We start from the raw sequence: 16,602 nt of genomic DNA on the forward strand, positions 1-16,602 counted from the left end.
TATGGTGACCGGGGATACGGACATCGACCCGAACGATCAGGAATGCCTACGACGGCAACCCCCAGACCGGCGCAGTCAGTCCTGCAACAACAGCCGGACGGCGTCGGAAAGCTGGCCGACGCGAGCGGCGTGTTCGAAGGACTCGTCGCGGATACCGTTCGTGACGAGCGCGAACCCGACGTTCAGTTCAGGGTCGCCCCATCCAAAGGAACTCCCGAGGCCGGCGTGGCCGAACATCCGCTCTTTGCTAGCGGCCCCGAACATGTCGGCGGCGAGCCCGCCGGTCCAGACGCCAAGGCCGTAGCGGGCCGGGCGCGACAGCGTGCCGTCGGACTCGGTTTCGGCGTGAGTCGTGGTCGCCTCATCAACGGTCGCTTCGGTCAGCAGTTGCGTCCCGTCCAGTGACCCGCCGTTGGCGAGACAGGCGTAGAACCGGGCCATGTCCCGTGCCGTACCGATGCCGTTAGCCGCGGGGATCACTGCCCGATGAGTCGCTTCCTGATTGAACGCTCCGGCGTATGCGGCAGGGTCCTCGAGCCCTTCTTCGACGTCGTGACACCGCTCGAACGCTTCGTAGCCGGCCAGAGTCGCCACGTCGTCGGACTCGTCATCCCGCAGACCGATACCGGTGTGGTCCATCCCCAGCGGCTCGAACACGTGCTCCGCGACGTACTCCTCGACCGGCTGGCCGCTACAGCGGCGGATGAGTTCGCCGACCAGCCAGCCGTAGTTGATGACGTGATACGCTGGCGTCGTTCCGGGCTCGAACACAGGTTCGATGTCCTCCATCGCCGCGACGACAGCGTCCCAGTCGCCCCAGCTTTCGTACTGTTCGTCGAACTCACCGAAGGGGAGGCCGGCGGTGTGGCTGAGTACCTGCCGGACTGTAATGGATGCTTTCTGCGTGCCGTCGTCGGCAAACTCCGGCCAGTGCTCGACGACCCGGTCGTCGTAGTCGAGTTCGCCCTGCTCGACGAGCTGGTGCAGGCCGACGCCGGCGAACGGCTTCGTACAGGAGAACAGTACGTGACGCGTCTCGGGCGTCGTTTCGTCGCCGTCGGGGCCCGTAGAACCGCCGGCGAAGTCGACGACGAGGTCGCCGTCGATGTACACCGCCAGCTGTGCGCCGTGGTGCAGTCCGACCTCGAGTTGTCGGTCGAACTGAGCCCGGAGCTGTTCGATGGCGTCTTCGCTGAGTTGTGGCATACCTTGTCTTGGCTCCGGCGAGATAATAGAAGTTAGGTTCTGTTCGGTCGCGGAATCGAGCAGCGGACGGCTACTGATTGCGTTCGAGCTGTCAGACCATCATGGTCGATTATGCGAAACGTTGATGTCACTAAGCGGTCACAACTCCGTATGCTCGAAAACAAGAACGGAACGTCCGAGGTATCGACGACCCGGACGTCGTTCGAGATTCTAGCGCTGATTCGGGACGCGGGAGGCGCGACAATCGCGGACATCCGGGCGGAGACAGGTCTAGCAAAGAGTACGGTGTATCGGCACCTCAAGACGCTGCACGACATGGACTATCTCGTCGAGGAGGACGGGGAGTACCGGCTCTCACTGCGGTTTCTGCAACTCAGCGAACCGCCGCGGATACGGCGGCCGGGCTATCTCGTCGCCAAGCAGAAAGTCATCGAGTTGGCGATAGAGACCGACGAGCGAGCCCTGTTTCTGGTCGAGGAGGGGTTCGAGGGCGTGTACCTGCACCGGGCCGGCGGCCGGAATCCGCTCCAGAGCGACACGATGATCGGCAAACGCCGGCCACTGCACGCGCTCGCCGCAGGGAAAGCCATTCTCGCGGAGTGGGCTGACGAACGCATCGAGGAGTTCGTCGAAACCACGCCCCTTGACGGACTGACGGCGAACACGATCACCGACCGGGACGCGCTGTTCGAGGAACTCGAACAGGTCCGCGAGCAGGGCTATGCGACCAATATGTCCGAACACATGGATGGCCTGCGTGCGGCAGGTGTCCCGGTGTACAACCACGAGGACGACCTCATCGGCGCGCTGAGCGTCTTCGGCCCGAGCGGCCGAGTGAGCCAGACGGATATCGAATCAACGTATCCCGACTTGCTGGCACGGAAGGCCAGCGAGCTGAAGATCGACCTCACGTACGATTGAGAAGTGCTGGTTCACGCCGGCCCGGTCGTTCCGCATACCGGAATATGTCGGACAGTCCCTACTCGAAGGCCGGGATGCCGGTCAGATCGTGCCCGATAATGAGCGAGTGAATGTCGTGCGTCCCCTCGTAGGTGTAGACGGTTTCGAGGTTCGTCAGGTGCCGCATCGGGGAGTAATCAGCCGTGATGCCGTTGCCGCCAAGCATCTCGCGGGCCACCCGTGACTGCTCGCGGGCCATCCGCGCGTTGTTGCGTTTTGCCATCGACACCTGTTCCGGGCGGAGGTCACCGCGTTCCTTCAGGTCGGCAAGCCGGTGGGCGAGCAACTGGCCCAGCGATATCTGGGTCGCCATCTCCGCGAGCTTCTCCTGCTGGAGCTGATAGCCGGCGATCGGTTTGCCGAACTGCTCGCGGTCGGTGGCGTACTCGTGGGCGGTCTCGAAACAGTCCATCGCGGCCCCGACCGTCCCCCAGGCGATGCCGTAGCGGGCCTGCGTGAGACAGGACAGCGGCCCCTTCATTCCCTCGACGCCCGGCAGAACGTTCTCCTCGGGGACGTGGGCGTTCTGCAGGCTGATTTCGCCGGTAATCGATGCTCGTAGCGAGAGCTTTTCGTCAATCTTGTTCGTCGTCACGCCGTCGCGGTCCGTTTCGACGAGGAAGCCTCGCACGGGGTCGCCGTCGGCGGACGTGACCTTGGCCCAGACCACTGCGAGGTCGCTGATAGGCGCGTTCGTGATCCATGTCTTCGAGCCGTTCAGGACGTAGCCGTCAGCGTCGCGCTCGGCCGTCGTCTCCATCGCCGACGGGTTCGATCCGTGTTCGGGCTCGGTCAAACCAAAACAGCCCACCCGCTCGCCGCTGCCGAGCGCCGGCAGCCATTCCTCCTTCTGGGCGTCGCTACCGTAGGCGTGAATCGGGTACATGACGAGCGCACCCTGTACGCTGGCCATCGAGCGCAGGCCGCTGTCGCCAGCCTCCAGTTCCTGCAGCAGAAGGCCGTACGCCGTCTCACTGAGCCCCGGGAGGCCGTACCCATCGAGGTTCGGGGCGTAGAACCCGAGTTCGCCCATCTCGGTGATGAGGTCCGTCGGGAACGTGCCGTCGATCCAGTGCTGCCCGACATCCGGCTTGACTTCGTTCTCGACGAAGTCCCGGGCTGTGTCACGGACCATCCGCTCTTCCTCGCCGAGGTCGCCTTCGAGACCGAGGTAATCGATCATATAGGACCTGTGGCCGGGGTTCAATTAAGCGTTTGCCTGCTGCCAAAGTGCTAAAAGTCCGTGGCGCTGTCGATACTATGGAATGTCACAACCAGATAGCCAGACGGCGTGGGACCGACTGTACATCGACGGTGAATGGAGAGACGCTGGCACATCTGAGACGATTCCGGTGACGAACCCCGCGACAGGCGATGAAATCGCGGCGGTACCCGCTGGAACGGAAGGCGATGTCAACGATGCCTATCAGGCCGCCGAGGCGGCCCAGTCCGACTGGGCGGCGCTGTCGCGCGAGGAACGCAACGAGTACGTTCAGGCGATGATCGGGGTGATGCAGGAACGACTCGACGAGATCGTCGAACTGCTCGCGACGGAGTCGGGCAGTGTTCAGGCCAAAGCGACTGCCGAGGCCAACTTCGCCATGGCGGACTTCCAGAGCGCTCTGGAGATGGTCCCGCCGGAAGAGGAGGTCCGCGATTCGATGTATCACGAGGACAAGGACCATCACATCGTCCGCGAGCCCGCTGGCGTCGTCGGGATTATTTCCCCGTGGAACTTCCCGCTGCACCTCACGACACGGGCGCTCGGCCCCGCGCTCGCGCTGGGGAACACTGTCGTCATCAAGCCCGCGACGGACACGCCGATTACCGGCGGGCTCCTGCTGGCCGACATTGCCGAGGAAGCCGGTCTCCCGGACGGCGTCGTCAACGTCGTCACGGGCCACGGCTCCGACATCGGCGACCGGATGGCCGGCCATCCGACCGCCCGCGTGATGTCATTCACTGGGTCGACGGCAGTCGGCAGGTCTGTGGCCAGTCAGGCCGGGGACGCGCTCGCGCTCCCGGCGCTTGAACTCGGTGGGAACGGACCGTTCGTCGTCACCGAGGACGCCGATATCGAGGCAGCCGCAAAGGCCGGCTCCGTCGGTGCCTTCGGCCATCAGGGACAGGTGTGTATCTCGATTAATCGCCACCTCGTCCACGAGGACGTCTACGACGAGTACGTCGAGAAGCTCGTCGAGCACGCGGAGTCGCTGACTATCGGAAATCCGCTTGACGAAGACGTGGAGTTCGGTCCGATAATCAACGAGAGTCAGGTCGAGCAGCTCACCTCGTTCATCGAGCAGACCGTCGACGCCGGCGCGACGCTGGAAACGGGCGGCGAGGTCGAGGACCTGTTCCTCGAACCGACCGTCCTCTCGGAGTGTACCAACGATATGTCCGCGGCCTGTAACGAGCACTTCGGTCCCGTCGCTCCGGTCATCCCGTTCGAGTCCGACGAGGAAGCTGTGGAACTCGCAAACGACACCGAGTACGGCCTCGCCGCGGGCGTGTACAGCAGTGATGTCGAACACGGTCGGTCCATCGCTGACCAGATCGACGCCGGGATGGTCCACGTCAACGACCACCCGATTCAGGACGAACCCAACGCCCCGTTCGGCGGGATGAAGAACTCCGGCCTCGGCCGGTACAACGGCGAGTGGATCATGGACGAACTGACCGAGACCAAGTGGATTTCCGTCCAGCACGAGGAGCGCGACTACCAGCTGCTCTAAGCCAGTCGATTCGGGGCCACGGCAGTAACCCACAACAGCGGCTCGGTGTCTCCGGGAACACGAAACTTATGCCCGCTTTCGGCTAGCATCGCCTATGGATACGCCGCGACCAAGCGACCGTTCAGCGGAACCGGTCACCGTGGATTCGATAGCACATGACCTCCGGACGCTGGGTCTCGAACGCGGGGAAACAGTACTGGTCCACGGGTCGCTGTCCGAGCTGGGATGGGTCTGTGGTGGCGCACCAGCGGTGGTAGACGCCCTGCAGCGTGTCGTCACCGAAAGCGGGACGGTAGTGATGCCAACGCACTCACCCGGCAACAGGGACCCCGATAATATGGGGAACCCACCAGTCCCAGACTCGTGGGCCGACACAATTCGCGAGCAGTTCCCACCGTACCGACCAGCAGTGACGCCAACGCAGGGAATGGGTGCAATCGCCGAGTGTTTTCGCACGTATCCAGCTGTCCACCGGAGCGACCACCCACAGCATTCATTCGCCGCATGGGGGACCGACGCCGAGGCCATCGCTGGCGGGCACGCCTACGACTACTCGCTCGGGGAAGCCTCACCGCTGTCAGCGGTCTACGACCGTGCCGGGAGAGTCCTGTTTCTTGGAACCTCACATGCGACAAACACCTCGCTGCACCTCGCTGAGTACCGCGCCGATATCGACGCCGACACGACAAAACACGCCAGTGCCGTACTTGCTGAGGGCGAGCGCGAATGGCGCCAGTGGACGGACATCGAACTCACCGATACGGATTTTCAGGCCTGCGGCGATGCATTCGAGCGTGCACACCCCAGCGCCGTCGAGACGGGGACTGTCGGCGTCGGCGAGTCGAAACTCCTCGCACAACAGCCGATGGTGGACTTCGCTGTCGAGTGGCTGACAGCAAATCGTTCGTAGGTATCAGCGACCACGGAGCAGTGCCGGCGTGTCTCAGAACTCGTCGATAACGGGGATGCCGACCGTCTCGTACTCACCCATCGACGAGAGAGTGGCCGGCACGTCTTCGAGTGCGAGCGTCTCCCCGACGATCTGAGAGGGGTCGAGCGTCCCGGCGTCGATGAGCCGGAACAGTTCGTCGTAGCGAACCGGCGGCATCCCGTAGGAGCCGTGGAAGTCGATTTCCTGCAGGGTCATCGTATCCACCGGAAGCGGGATTTCCCCGGCCTCATCGTCAGTCGTGAGCCCGACCTGCACGTGGGTGCCCTGCTTGCCCAGCGAGCCAACAGCGTTGCGACACGTCTCCGCGATACCCAGCGCGTCGATTGCCACATCGGCCCCGCCGTCCGTGACTGCGTGAACCTCACCGGGGACGTTGTCCGCCTCGGCAGCGTTGATTGTCGCCGCCGCGCCGAGGTCCCGCGCCCGGTCGAGTTTGCGGTCCTGGACGTCGACCGCAATCGGTTCGGCCCCGAGCGCATCGGCGATATGGACTGCCGAGAGCCCAACGCCGCCACAGCCGTGAATCGCGACGGCGTCGCCCGGCCTGAGGGTCGCCCGGTCGGTCAGCGCGTGGTACGCCGTCATGAACCGACAGCCGAGCCCGGCCATCTCGGTGAAGTCGACCGCGTCTGGCAGCGTAACGCAGTTGAAATCGGCTTCACGGACAGGGAACGCCTCGGCAAACGCCCCCGGCGCGGCCTCGAGGAAGCCAAGCGGCATCGACGTCTCGCAGATGTTCGCGTGCCCGCGCTGGCAGTACTGACACGACCCGTCCCCGAGGTGGAACGGAACTGTGACGCGGTCCCCTTCAGAGAACTGTTCGACGTCCGCGCCCACGTCGGCGACGACGCCGGCCGGCTCGTGGCCCAGAATCTGCCCCGGTCCGGTCTGGATGCCGAACCACTCCCAGTCCCCCTGCCAAGCGTGCCAGTCGCTCCGGCAGACTCCACAGGCTTCTGTCTCGATGACGACCTGGTCCGGCTGGGGCTCCGGATAGGGCACATCCTGAATCGTGAGCGGTTCGCCGTGCTCCTCAATGACAGCTGCTCGCATACCACAATAGTCACAGGACTATCATAAATACCTATCCACGGGCAGACCTGTTGTGGCTGGCTCAGTGGCGGTGGCTGCACGGTATCGAGAACGCCGCCGTCGAAACGATACCTGACAGCCAGAAGGCTCTGCCACGGTATGGCCGAGTTACGTCGCCGGAGCGTTCTCGGCGACGGTTTCGATGACCGACTCGTCGACGTACTCGTCACGGAGCGTCTGCTTGGAGAACTTCCCGGTCGCACCCTTGGGGATCCCGTCGACCAGACGAATGGCGTCGGGGACCCACCACGACGGATACGACTCGGCGACGAGGTCTTTGATTTCCTGCCGGAGCGCGGCTTCGTCGGACACAGCATCGCGTGTGACGACGAACGCGGCGGGGCGTTCGTCCCACCGTTCGTGGGGGACAGGGACAACGGCGGCTTCGACGACCTCGTCGTGACCCATAACCGCGTTTTCGACCTCGACGCTGGCGATCCACTCGCCGCCGCTCTTGACGAGGTCGTCCATCCGGTCGACTACGTCGACGTACCCCTCCGGACTCACCCGGACAATGTCACCGGTCTTGAACCAGCCGTCGTCGGTGACGGCCTGTTCGGTTGCGTCGGGGGCGTTGTAGTACTCCTGTGTGACCCACGGGCCACGCATCCAGAGTTCGCCCAGCGACTCGCCGTCCCAGGGTACTTCCTCGCCGTCGGTGTTGACGACTTTGAACTCCAGCCCGGCAATCGGAAGCCCCGCGGAGTGGCTCCGCAGGTCGAACAGCTCCTCCTCCGGCAGATCGGTCATTCCGGGCTTGGGTTCGTAGGCGTGCGTGACCGGTGACGTTTCGGTCATGCCGTAGCCGGAGATGAGGTCCACATCGAACTCCTGCTTGTAGTCTTCCATCAGCGACCGCGGCGTCGCGGACCCGCCGCTGGTGAAGTACCGAACCGAGGAGAAGTCCACGTCGGTGTCACGGGCGTACTCTAGCAGGTCCATGAACACGGTCGGGACCGCGGCGGAGACGGTCACGTCCTCTTCCTCGATGAGCTTCGCCAGGTCCTCGGCCGACGGGTTCGGCCCCGGGAGGACCGTCTTGGCTCCGGCAGCGATAGTCGTGAACGGGCGACACCAGCCGCTGACGTGGAACATCGGGACGTACGTCAGTTCCACGTCGTCGGTCTTGATACCGGCCTGACTGGTCATCAGCGCCATGACCTGTGTCCAGTACATCTTCTGGGTGTACTCGACGCCTTTCGGCTTGCCTGTTGTCCCGGACGTGTAGCACATCCCCGCCGGCTGGTCCTCGGGCAGTTGCGGGAAGGAGTAATCGGGGTCGCCGTCGGCGATGAACGATTCGTAGTCGACGACCGGCTCCAGCGACGTTTCGGGGACGGTGTCACCCATCACGATGTACTGCTCGACGGAATCAAAGGCCTCCTCGTCGTAGGCCCCTTCCAGCTTTTCCAGCATGACGGGGTCGACGATGAGGATTTCGTCCTCGGCGTCGGCTACAATGTGTTGAATATGCTCGTCGGGCAGGAGGAGGTTAATCATGTGGACCTGTGCGCCCATGCAGGCGACGCCGTAGTAGGCCTCCTGATGCCAGTGGTTGTTCCAGGCGAACGTCCCGACTCTGTCGCCACGTTCGATACCTGCCTGTTCGAGGGCCGAAGCCAGCTTCCGCACGCGCTCGGCGTACTCCGCTATTGTGTATCGGTGAATCCCCTGATGTGTCCGCGAGACGATCTCGCTGTCGGGGAACACGTTTTCGCCACGCCACAGGAATGACCGGAGGTTGAGTGGTGCACCACCTGGCATACTCCGTGTCAACACACACCGATATGTTAAAACTAGCCCTGCTCGCTGTGGTAACCCTCGACGTGCCACCCACAGTTCGTGGCCAGCGCTGTCTGAAACTGTGAACCAGCGGTAAATTTATACCGGAACCATGTGAAGCGACCCCATGCAGCGACAACGGAGTGATATCCAGTGAGCGAGTCCGTACTGCTCTCCATCACCGACGGCATCGCCACGCTGACGCTGAACGAACCGGAAACGCGGAACGCACTCACACAGCCCGTATACGACGCCTTGGAGCGCCACCTCGATACCATCGAGACTGCGTCCGGTGTTCGGTGTGTCGTCATCGAGGGCACCGGCGAGTCGTTCTCGGCCGGCGGCGACATCGAGGGAATGAGCGAGCGGCTCACGAACGACGACCCGACCGACGACGCCGTCAGCGAACTGGCTCGTCGGACCCGCGACACCATCGCCAGAGTCGTCGCACTGCCGGTCCCGACCGTCGCAAAGGTCGACGGGTCGGCCGTCGGGGCCGGCGCGAACCTCGCTATCGCCTGTGACATCCAGCTGGCGAGCGAGTCGGCCAGCATCGGTTTCGTGTTCCGGCAGGTCGGCCTCAGCGTCGACGCCGGCACGTCGTACCTGCTCCCGCGAGTCGTTGGGACGAACGTCGCAAAGGAGCTGGTGTTCACCGGCGAGATTCTGGATGCCAGGCGAGCCGCAGAACTGGGCCTGTTCAACCACGTCTACGACGCCGAGTCGTTCGAGTCCGAAGTCGAGGCGACCGTCAGCCGTATCGCCAATGGGCCGACCGTTGCCCTCCGACACTCGAAGCGACTGATTCAGGACGGGCTGGAGAAGTCCTTCGACCGCGCCCAGCGCGACGAGGCGACGGCACAGGGCATCGTCTTCGAGACGGCCGACCACGAGGAGGGTGTCGAGGCGTTCCTGACCGACCGCCGACCGGAGTTCGTCGGACGGTGACACGACCCGCAGTTTTTCATGACACGGAGCCAAATCAGACACTATGACTGAACACAGCAGCGACTACTACCAGCGGCTGGTCGACGAAAGTGCACTCGAAGAATTTCTCACAAGGGAAATAGGCCCGGCCGAGACATTCGACGTTGCGCGCCACGAGCAGGGCCACTCCAACGAGACGCTGTTTGTCACCTGGGGCGACCGAGAGCTGGTCGTCAGGCGGCCCCCGCCGGGCCAGACCGCCGAGACAGCCCACGACGTGTTGCGGGAGTATCGCGTCATCGACGCGCTGCAGGACACAGCCGTCCCGGTCCCGCCGACGGTGACGGCCTGTGACGACCAGACGATAATCGGCAGCGATTTCTACGTCATGGCCCGCGTCGAGGGGACCGTCATCCGAGACGACGAGCCGGCGCGCTTCGGGAGCGACGACGCCCGGGCGGCAGTCGGCACCGAGCTGGTCGACACCCTCGCGGCCATCCACGAGGTAGATCCCACAGCCGTCGGCCTATCCGACCTCGGCCGTGCGGACGGGTATGCGAAGCGGCAGGTCGCACGCTGGGGGAAACAGCTGGCCTGGGCGTTCGAGCGGACAGCCGAATCCCGCACCATCCCTGAACTGGAGCGGGTTGGCTCGTGGTTACAGGACGAGTGCCCTGACGACCACCCCAAGACACTGGTGCATGGCGATTACAAGCTCGATAACGTGATGTTCGGCCCCGGTGACGACCCGGAGCTCGCCGCCGTCTTCGACTGGGAGATGGCGACGCTGGGTGACCCGCGGGCCGACCTCGGCTGGCTGCTCTCGTACTGGCGCGACGCCAAGGACCCCGAGCCGGAGATCCCCGACCTCGCCATGGAGTTCATCGAAGCACCGGGCTACCTGACCCGGACGGACCTGGTTGACCGCTGGGAAGCCCAGACCGGCCTGACGTTTGAACACGAGCGGTTCTATCGGACGCTCGCCGTGTACAAGCTCGCCGCCCTTGGTGAGATGTTCTACCGCCGCTATCTGGAGGGCAACGCCGACGACCCGTTCTACCCGCTGATGGAGGACCGCGTCCCCGCGCTGGCCAACCGTGCGGTTCGGATTATTGAGGGCGACGAACCGCTCTAACAGAGACAAAATAAGCGCCGATTTTCGTGTCGAAGTCCCCGTAGATGGCATCGGAGTCTTCATACACAGCCCACCGGGCTTTCTGGCTGGGAATAATCCTCGTCGTCCCACGAGACACAGTCGATACTATGGGGATGATTGATATGTGTTGCAACAGACACTACACGTATGCGAGCTGACCAGCCAGAGATAGCGACAGTTGCAGTGCTCGGTGCGGGAACGATGGGCCACGGCATCGCCGAGGTCGCGGCAATCGCCGGCTACGATGTCGTGCTGCGTGACATCGATGCAGCCATCGTCGAAGACGGCTACGACGAAATCGAGTGGTCGCTCGAAAAGCTCGCCGAGAAGGGACGACTCGACGAGGACCCCGACGACGTGGCGGCGCGGGTCGCGACGACGACCGATCTTGAGGCGGCAGTGAGCGACGCGGATCTGGTCATCGAGGCCGGCCCGGAACAGCTCTCGGTGAAACAGGACATCTTCGAGTCCGTCGACGCCGCAGCGCCCGCGGATGCACTGTTGGCGACGAACAGCTCCTCGCTGTCCATTACAGAGATTGCCGCAGCGACGGAGCGGCCGGAATCGGTGCTGGGTCTGCACTTCTTCAATCCGCCGGTGAAGATGGACCTCGTCGAAGTCATCTACGGCAAGGCAACGACCGACGAGACAGCCCAGCGCGGCTACGAGTTCATCGAATCGCTCGGCAAGACGCCGATATACGTCCGCAAGGACGTGCGTGGGTTTGTCGTCAACTCCGTCCTCGGGCCGTTCATGAGCGAGCCGGCCTGGATGGTCTCGGCGGGCGAGGCGACCATCCGGCAGGCCGATGCCGCGATGGTCCACGAGCGGGGCTACCCGATGGGCCCGTTCGAACTCGGCGACCTGACCGGCATCGACATCGGCTACCACGTCCGGACGGAGGCCGGGAGGCCGGTCCCGCCCATCATGGCGGAGAAAGTCGAGAACGGGAACCTTGGCCGCAAGACCGGCGAGGGCTACTACGACTACGACGACGGGGACGGCTCGGACTACGTCCCTGAAGACAGCGAGGGGTTCGATCACCGCCGCGTCGAGGCAGTGATGGCGAACGAGGCCGCAAAGCTCGTCGGCGACGACGTGGCGACGGCGGAGGCCATCGACACGGGGATGCAACTCGGCGCGGGCTTCCCCGAGGGAACCTGCCGGCGGGCCGACGACATCGGTCTCGACACCATCCTCGAAAAACTCCGAGCGCTCTCCGACGAACACAGTGACGACCGCTACGAGCCGGCCGACTACCTCGTCGAACTCGTCGAGGCCGGCCACACCGGCACGGAAGCGGGCCGGGGCTTCCACGAGTACGACACCGGCGACGGCCTGGGCGACTACCACACCATCAACTGGGAACTCGACGACGATGGCCTGCTGGAAGTGGAACTCGACCGCCCGTCGCGGATGAACGCTATCAGCGAAACCCTCGCGGACGAGGTTGTTGACCTGCTCTCGTCGGTCGATGATGACGAAGTCCGGGCCGTCGTGTTCGAAGGGGCCGGCGACCGCGCCTTCTCTGCCGGGGCCGACATCTCCGGCTTTGCGGACCGCGACCCCGCACAGACATCGGAGCCGACGGACGTGTTCACGACGGTCGCCGAGTATCCCCGACCGACGCTGGCGCGCATCGACGGCTACTGTCTCGGGGCGGGCCTGGAGCTTGCCCTCGCCTGTGACCTCCGGCTGGCGACGACCGACTCGGAGTTCGGCTTCCCCGAAATCACGCTCGGCCTGCTACCCGGCGGCGGCGGGACCCAGCGCGCGATCCGAATGTTGACCGACGCCCGGGCGAAGGAACTCGTGTTCCGCGGCGAGCACATCTCCGCCGAGCGGGCGGCCGACTGGGGACTCATCAACCGGGCCGTCGACGCCGACGAGTTCGATGACGTGGTCGGGGAGTTCGTCGATGACCTCGTTTCAGGGCCGCCGATTGCCCTGCGGAAGGCCAAGCGCGTGATGAACGAGGGGGCCGACGAGAGTCTCGACGCCGGCCTCGAAATGGAGAGCCAGGCCTTTGCGCTCCTGTTGACCACTGACGACGTAGCGGAAGGGACGGCGGCCTTTGCAGCCGACCGCGAACCGGAGTTCGAGGGAGAGTAGCGGCCGTTGCCGCTGACGGCTCTGCCCTACTCGCGGTAGCGACGGACTGGCTCCAACTCGTCGCTGTCCACGTCCTCGAACGCCTCGCGGGCGATGGTCCGAAGATGGACCTCGTCGGCCCCGTCGACGATGCGGAACGTCCTGACCAGTTCGTAGAAATCCGCCAGCGGGAGGTCCCGGCCGATGCCGTTGCCGCCACAGAACTGGACCGCGGTGTCGATGGCGTCCTGTGTCGCCCGGGCGGCGAACACCTTGCTCATCGACACCTCGACGCGGGCCTCCTGCCCGGCGGCGATGGCGTCTGCGGCGGCCCGGACCAGCGCCCGCGCGGCCTGAATCTGTGTCTCCTGTTCGGCGATTTCAAAGCGGACGTGCTGTTTGTCGGCCACGGAGTCGCCGAAGGCCTGCCGTTCGGTGGTGTAGGCCTTGGCGATGGACAGCGCCCGTTCGGCCATCCCCGAGAAACGCATGCAGTGGGTGAGCCGCGCCGGGCCGAGCCGTTGCTGGACGTGCTGGAAGCCGTTGCCTTCCTCGCCCAGCAGGTGTTCTTCGGGGACGCGAACGCCGTTGAACTCGATTTCGGCGTGGCCCTTCGGGTCACCCTGGCTGCCCATATGCGGGACGTTCCGAACGATGTCCACGCCGTCGGCGTCGGCCGGGACGATGAACACTGAACACCCTTCATACGGATGCACGTCCTCGTCCGTCCGGGCAAAGACGAGCAGGATGTCGGCGTCGACGCCACCGGTCGTCCACCACTTGTGGCCGTCGATGACCCACTCGTCACCCTCCTTCTGTGCCGTGGTGCGTATCATCTTCGGGTCAGAGCCCGCGCCCTGCATCGGCTCGGTCATCGCAAAGCCCGACTGAATCTCACCCTCGACGAGCGGGTCGAGGTACTCCGATTTCTGGAGGTCAGTCCCTTGCATCTCCAGCAGGTGCATATTCCCCTCGTCGGGCGCGTCGACGCGCATCGCAAGTGGACCGAGCAGACTCCGACCGGCTTCTTCGAACGTCGGCAACACGTCCCGGAAGTCATAGCCCATCCCACCGTGCTCTTCAGGAATCTGTGGGGCGTACACGTCGTACTCCCGTGCGGCAGCGCGGAGGTCGCGGACTGTTGCATCGGAGATGGCCGTCCCGCCCGCGAGTTCTCGCTCCCGCGGAATGACGACCTCGTCCATCAACGCTCGGGCACGCTCGGCGAGCGCAGTCGCGGCCTCGGAATCGGTGAACGATATCATGGCACATTCTCGTTCTCGCACGTCGACATCATAAGTGTTGGAGCACAGCGAACGCGTGGTCGGTTGTTTATTTCCCGGCGCTGTGCTCCGACACGCCCACCGCGACGCATCCGGGAGACGCCGGGCGTCGGCGGTAGTTTCATACCCGGGCCAGTCCAAGCCGCTGCCGTGAGCGAGAGTCCAGACGTTGAGGCCGTCTTCTGGGACATCGGGGGCGTCATCCTTCGGATGGCGTCCGTCCGGGCGGCCCACCGCGAGTTTGTCGACCGCCTGTGTGCCGAGTACCCGGCGACTGGGGATTCCGACGCGGCCCTCGAACAATGGCGGGATGTCCTCGGAACGTACTTCGGTGAACGCGAAGGGACAGCGTTCCGGCCAGCCCGCGAGGGCTACCGGCGGGCAATCGATGAGATTCTGACAGTCAGTCCCGAGAAAACCGAGTGGGAAGCACTGTTTCAGGAAATCCGTACCGAACAGGTCGAGCCCAACCCCGACGCCGTCGCGGCCATCGAGGACTTGGCAGACGCGCCGCTCCATCAGGGCGTCATCAGCGATGTAGACGACGACGAGGGCAAGGAACTGTTGCGGACCTTCGGCGTCTGGGACGCGATGGATTCGTACACCGCTTCGGAGGCCGTCGGTCGAACCAAGCCTGACCCGGCGATGTTCGAAACGGCGCTCGGGAAGGCCGGGGTCGAACCGGCACAGGCCGTGATGGTCGGTGACCGCTACGAGCACGATATGGACGGCGGGACACGGGCCGGGTTGTGGACGGTCGCCTACGGAGCCGAGGACGGACCCGCCGTGGATATCGCCTTCGACGACCTCCGAGAGCTGCCGGACTGGCTTGGCGTCTTGGAGTGAAACTGCGGCTTCGACCGTCGGTACTGGAACTCCCAGCGCTCAGATGTCAGGCGTCTCTTCGAGCCGTGGGACGCCGGCGGCGGTGATGGTCTGACCGACGATGTACGACGACGCCGGGCTGGCAAGGAACAGCGCGATGTCGGCGATTTCCTCCGAGAGGCCGATACGCCGCTCGACGGCCTCACGGTCGATGTTGTCGGCGCTGACGCCCATCTGTGACTCCACGCCCGGCGTGGCGACGAACCCCGGCGCGATGCAGTTGATTCGGATGTCTCGGTCAGCCCACTCCGCCGACAGCGTGGACGTGAGATTGCTGACGCCGGCCTTGGCAGCCCCGTAGTGGCTCATATACGGCGCGCCCTGTTCCCCGGCGACGCTGGAGAGATTGATGACCGTCCCACCGCCGTCCGCGGCCAGCGCGTCCCCGGCCGCCTGTGTGCAGTGGTAGGTCCCGTGAAGGTTGATGTCGACGATGGTTTTCCAGCCGTTCTCGCTGATGTCGTCGAACCCAGACATGAAGCTCGCGCCGGCGTTGTTCACGAGCACGTCCAGTCCGCCGAACTCGTCGACGGTCGCTTCCACCAGCGCCTCGACGGCCTCGCGGTCTGTCACGTCGCATTCGATAGCGACCGCCTCACCGGGCCGGTCGCTATCGTTGATTTCGTCGGCCACCGGTCCGACGTTGTCCTGCTCGCGCGAGCAGACAACCACGTCGGCCCCGTCGGCCGCGAACTCCTCTGCGATTGCCCGGCCGATGCCGCTCGATGCACCCGTGATAATCGCCCGCTGATTCTCCAGGCGAAACCGCTCCGTGTGTGGCTTTGACATCGCATCAGACATCTCGGGCATCCGCAATAAAGCTACGTCCTGCGTGCTCTCTGCCGGGTTCCGTTGAATATAGTTGAACAGTCAGAGCAGCCTGTAACCGCTACGTCTCCCTGTGGCAGTGCCGAGAGTAACCGGCGAGCCCCGGTAGCATTAACACCGGTGCGGGACACGGTGACGATGTGTATGTCCAGCAACAGTAGCAGACTGCAGTCCCGGGGCCAGCGGGTGCGAACGCGGCAGTGGCGACTCGACCAGCAACCGAAGCGCTGTCCCACGAGCACCTGCGGGAGCCGGTAAGATGGCCGGCGAGTTCGACACGGTCGATGTTGGCGATAGCTTCACCACCTCGGGACGGACCATCACCGAGGCCGACGTGGTCAACTTCGCGGGTGTCAGCGGGGATTTCAATCACCTCCACACGAACGCCGAGCGGATGGCCGACTCGGGGTACGGCGAGCGTATCGCCCACGGCGCGCTGGTGTTTTCAGTCGTCACTGGCCTCCTGTGGCAGGCCCGTGACGAGGCCGAAAAGCGGCACATGGTCGCGTTCTACGGTATCGACCGGCTTCGGTTCATCAAGCCGGTGTTCCTGGGAGAGACCATTCACGTCGAGGCCGAGATTGTCGACACCGAACGGCGGGACCACCCGGTTGCGACGGGCGTCGTCCGAACCGAAGTCACCGCCGTGAATCAGGCCGACGACGCTGTCTTTTCGGCCGAGTTCCTGACGCTCCGGCGGTAGGC

Annotated in this window: 14 protein-coding genes; 8 read left to right on the forward strand and 6 right to left on the reverse strand. The window is 64.4% G+C overall.

Annotation, left to right across the window (positions count from 1 at the left end; translation table 11 throughout):
• Positions 1–75: 75 nt before the first annotated feature.
• Positions 76–1,206 carry an EstA family serine hydrolase gene (locus tag RR_RS12765; RefSeq protein WP_011223958.1) on the reverse strand — a complete coding sequence of 377 codons (1,131 nt, stop codon included), beginning with the start codon at positions 1,204–1,206 and terminating at the stop codon, positions 76–78.
• 150 nt (positions 1,207–1,356) lie between these two features.
• On the opposite strand from RR_RS12765, the gene RR_RS12770 reads away from it, so the two are divergent.
• Entirely contained in the window at positions 1,357–2,127 is a 771-nt protein-coding gene (locus RR_RS12770; protein ID WP_049938951.1) for an IclR family transcriptional regulator, read from the forward strand.
• A 58-nt stretch (positions 2,128–2,185) separates the two neighbouring features.
• Here RR_RS12770 and RR_RS12775 read toward each other — a convergent pair whose 3' ends face one another.
• Positions 2,186–3,349 carry an acyl-CoA dehydrogenase family protein gene (locus tag RR_RS12775; RefSeq protein ID WP_011223960.1) on the reverse strand — a complete coding sequence of 388 codons (1,164 nt, stop codon included), beginning with the start codon at positions 3,347–3,349 and terminating at the stop codon, positions 2,186–2,188.
• 82 nt (positions 3,350–3,431) lie between these two features.
• Between RR_RS12775 and RR_RS12780 the strand changes: the two genes are divergently transcribed.
• Together RR_RS12780 and RR_RS12785 are read left to right on the forward strand one after the other, a co-directional pair.
• Positions 3,432–4,901: an aldehyde dehydrogenase family protein gene (locus RR_RS12780; protein WP_011223961.1), complete on the forward strand. Its 1,470-nt coding sequence runs from the start codon at positions 3,432–3,434 to the stop codon at positions 4,899–4,901.
• A gap of 94 nt (positions 4,902–4,995) precedes the next feature.
• Positions 4,996–5,811, forward strand: coding sequence for an aminoglycoside N(3)-acetyltransferase (locus RR_RS12785; RefSeq protein WP_004958223.1), 816 nt, complete (start codon positions 4,996–4,998; stop codon positions 5,809–5,811).
• Between the two features lie 33 nt (positions 5,812–5,844).
• Here RR_RS12785 and RR_RS12790 read toward each other — a convergent pair whose 3' ends face one another.
• Together RR_RS12790 and RR_RS12795 are read right to left on the reverse strand one after the other, a co-directional pair.
• Positions 5,845–6,906, reverse strand: a complete 1,062-nt coding sequence (locus tag RR_RS12790; RefSeq protein ID WP_011223962.1) for a zinc-dependent alcohol dehydrogenase family protein — start codon at positions 6,904–6,906, stop codon at positions 5,845–5,847.
• Positions 6,907–7,053: 147 nt separating this feature from the next.
• Positions 7,054–8,709 (reverse strand): long-chain-fatty-acid--CoA ligase, encoded by a 1,656-nt coding sequence (locus tag RR_RS12795; protein ID WP_007188713.1) that lies wholly within the window; start codon positions 8,707–8,709, stop codon positions 7,054–7,056.
• Between the two features lie 171 nt (positions 8,710–8,880).
• Between RR_RS12795 and RR_RS12800 the strand changes: the two genes are divergently transcribed.
• The 3 genes from RR_RS12800 to RR_RS12810 all read left to right on the forward strand — a co-directional run bounded on the left by RR_RS12800 (position 8,881) and on the right by RR_RS12810 (position 12,922).
• Positions 8,881–9,675, forward strand: a complete 795-nt coding sequence (locus tag RR_RS12800) for an enoyl-CoA hydratase/isomerase family protein (protein WP_049938952.1) — start codon at positions 8,881–8,883, stop codon at positions 9,673–9,675.
• Positions 9,676–9,718: 43 nt separating this feature from the next.
• A complete protein-coding gene (locus RR_RS12805; RefSeq protein ID WP_011223965.1) occupies positions 9,719–10,789 on the forward strand; it encodes a phosphotransferase family protein in 1,071 nt (356 codons plus the stop codon).
• A gap of 168 nt (positions 10,790–10,957) precedes the next feature.
• Positions 10,958–12,922 carry a 3-hydroxyacyl-CoA dehydrogenase/enoyl-CoA hydratase family protein gene (locus tag RR_RS12810; protein WP_011223966.1) on the forward strand — a complete coding sequence of 655 codons (1,965 nt, stop codon included), beginning with the start codon at positions 10,958–10,960 and terminating at the stop codon, positions 12,920–12,922.
• A gap of 26 nt (positions 12,923–12,948) precedes the next feature.
• Here RR_RS12810 and RR_RS12815 read toward each other — a convergent pair whose 3' ends face one another.
• The gene (locus RR_RS12815) at positions 12,949–14,166 is read right to left on the reverse strand and encodes an acyl-CoA dehydrogenase family protein (protein WP_049938953.1); all 1,218 of its coding nucleotides are present in this window, start codon (positions 14,164–14,166) and stop codon (positions 12,949–12,951) included.
• Between the two features lie 168 nt (positions 14,167–14,334).
• On the opposite strand from RR_RS12815, the gene RR_RS12820 reads away from it, so the two are divergent.
• The gene (locus tag RR_RS12820; RefSeq protein WP_004958237.1) at positions 14,335–15,030 is read left to right on the forward strand and encodes an HAD family hydrolase; all 696 of its coding nucleotides are present in this window, start codon (positions 14,335–14,337) and stop codon (positions 15,028–15,030) included.
• Positions 15,031–15,069: 39 nt separating this feature from the next.
• Here the strand turns inward: RR_RS12820 and RR_RS12825 are convergent, their stop codons facing one another.
• Positions 15,070–15,879 (reverse strand): SDR family NAD(P)-dependent oxidoreductase, encoded by an 810-nt coding sequence (locus RR_RS12825; protein WP_007188709.1) that lies wholly within the window; start codon positions 15,877–15,879, stop codon positions 15,070–15,072.
• A gap of 277 nt (positions 15,880–16,156) precedes the next feature.
• Between RR_RS12825 and RR_RS12830 the strand changes: the two genes are divergently transcribed.
• Positions 16,157–16,600: a MaoC/PaaZ C-terminal domain-containing protein gene (locus RR_RS12830; protein WP_011223968.1), complete on the forward strand. Its 444-nt coding sequence runs from the start codon at positions 16,157–16,159 to the stop codon at positions 16,598–16,600.
• The last annotated feature ends 2 nt before the right edge of the window (positions 16,601–16,602 follow it).

It is taken from the genome of Haloarcula marismortui ATCC 43049, assembly GCF_000011085.1.
Lineage (GTDB): Archaea > Halobacteriota > Halobacteria > Halobacteriales > Haloarculaceae > Haloarcula > Haloarcula marismortui.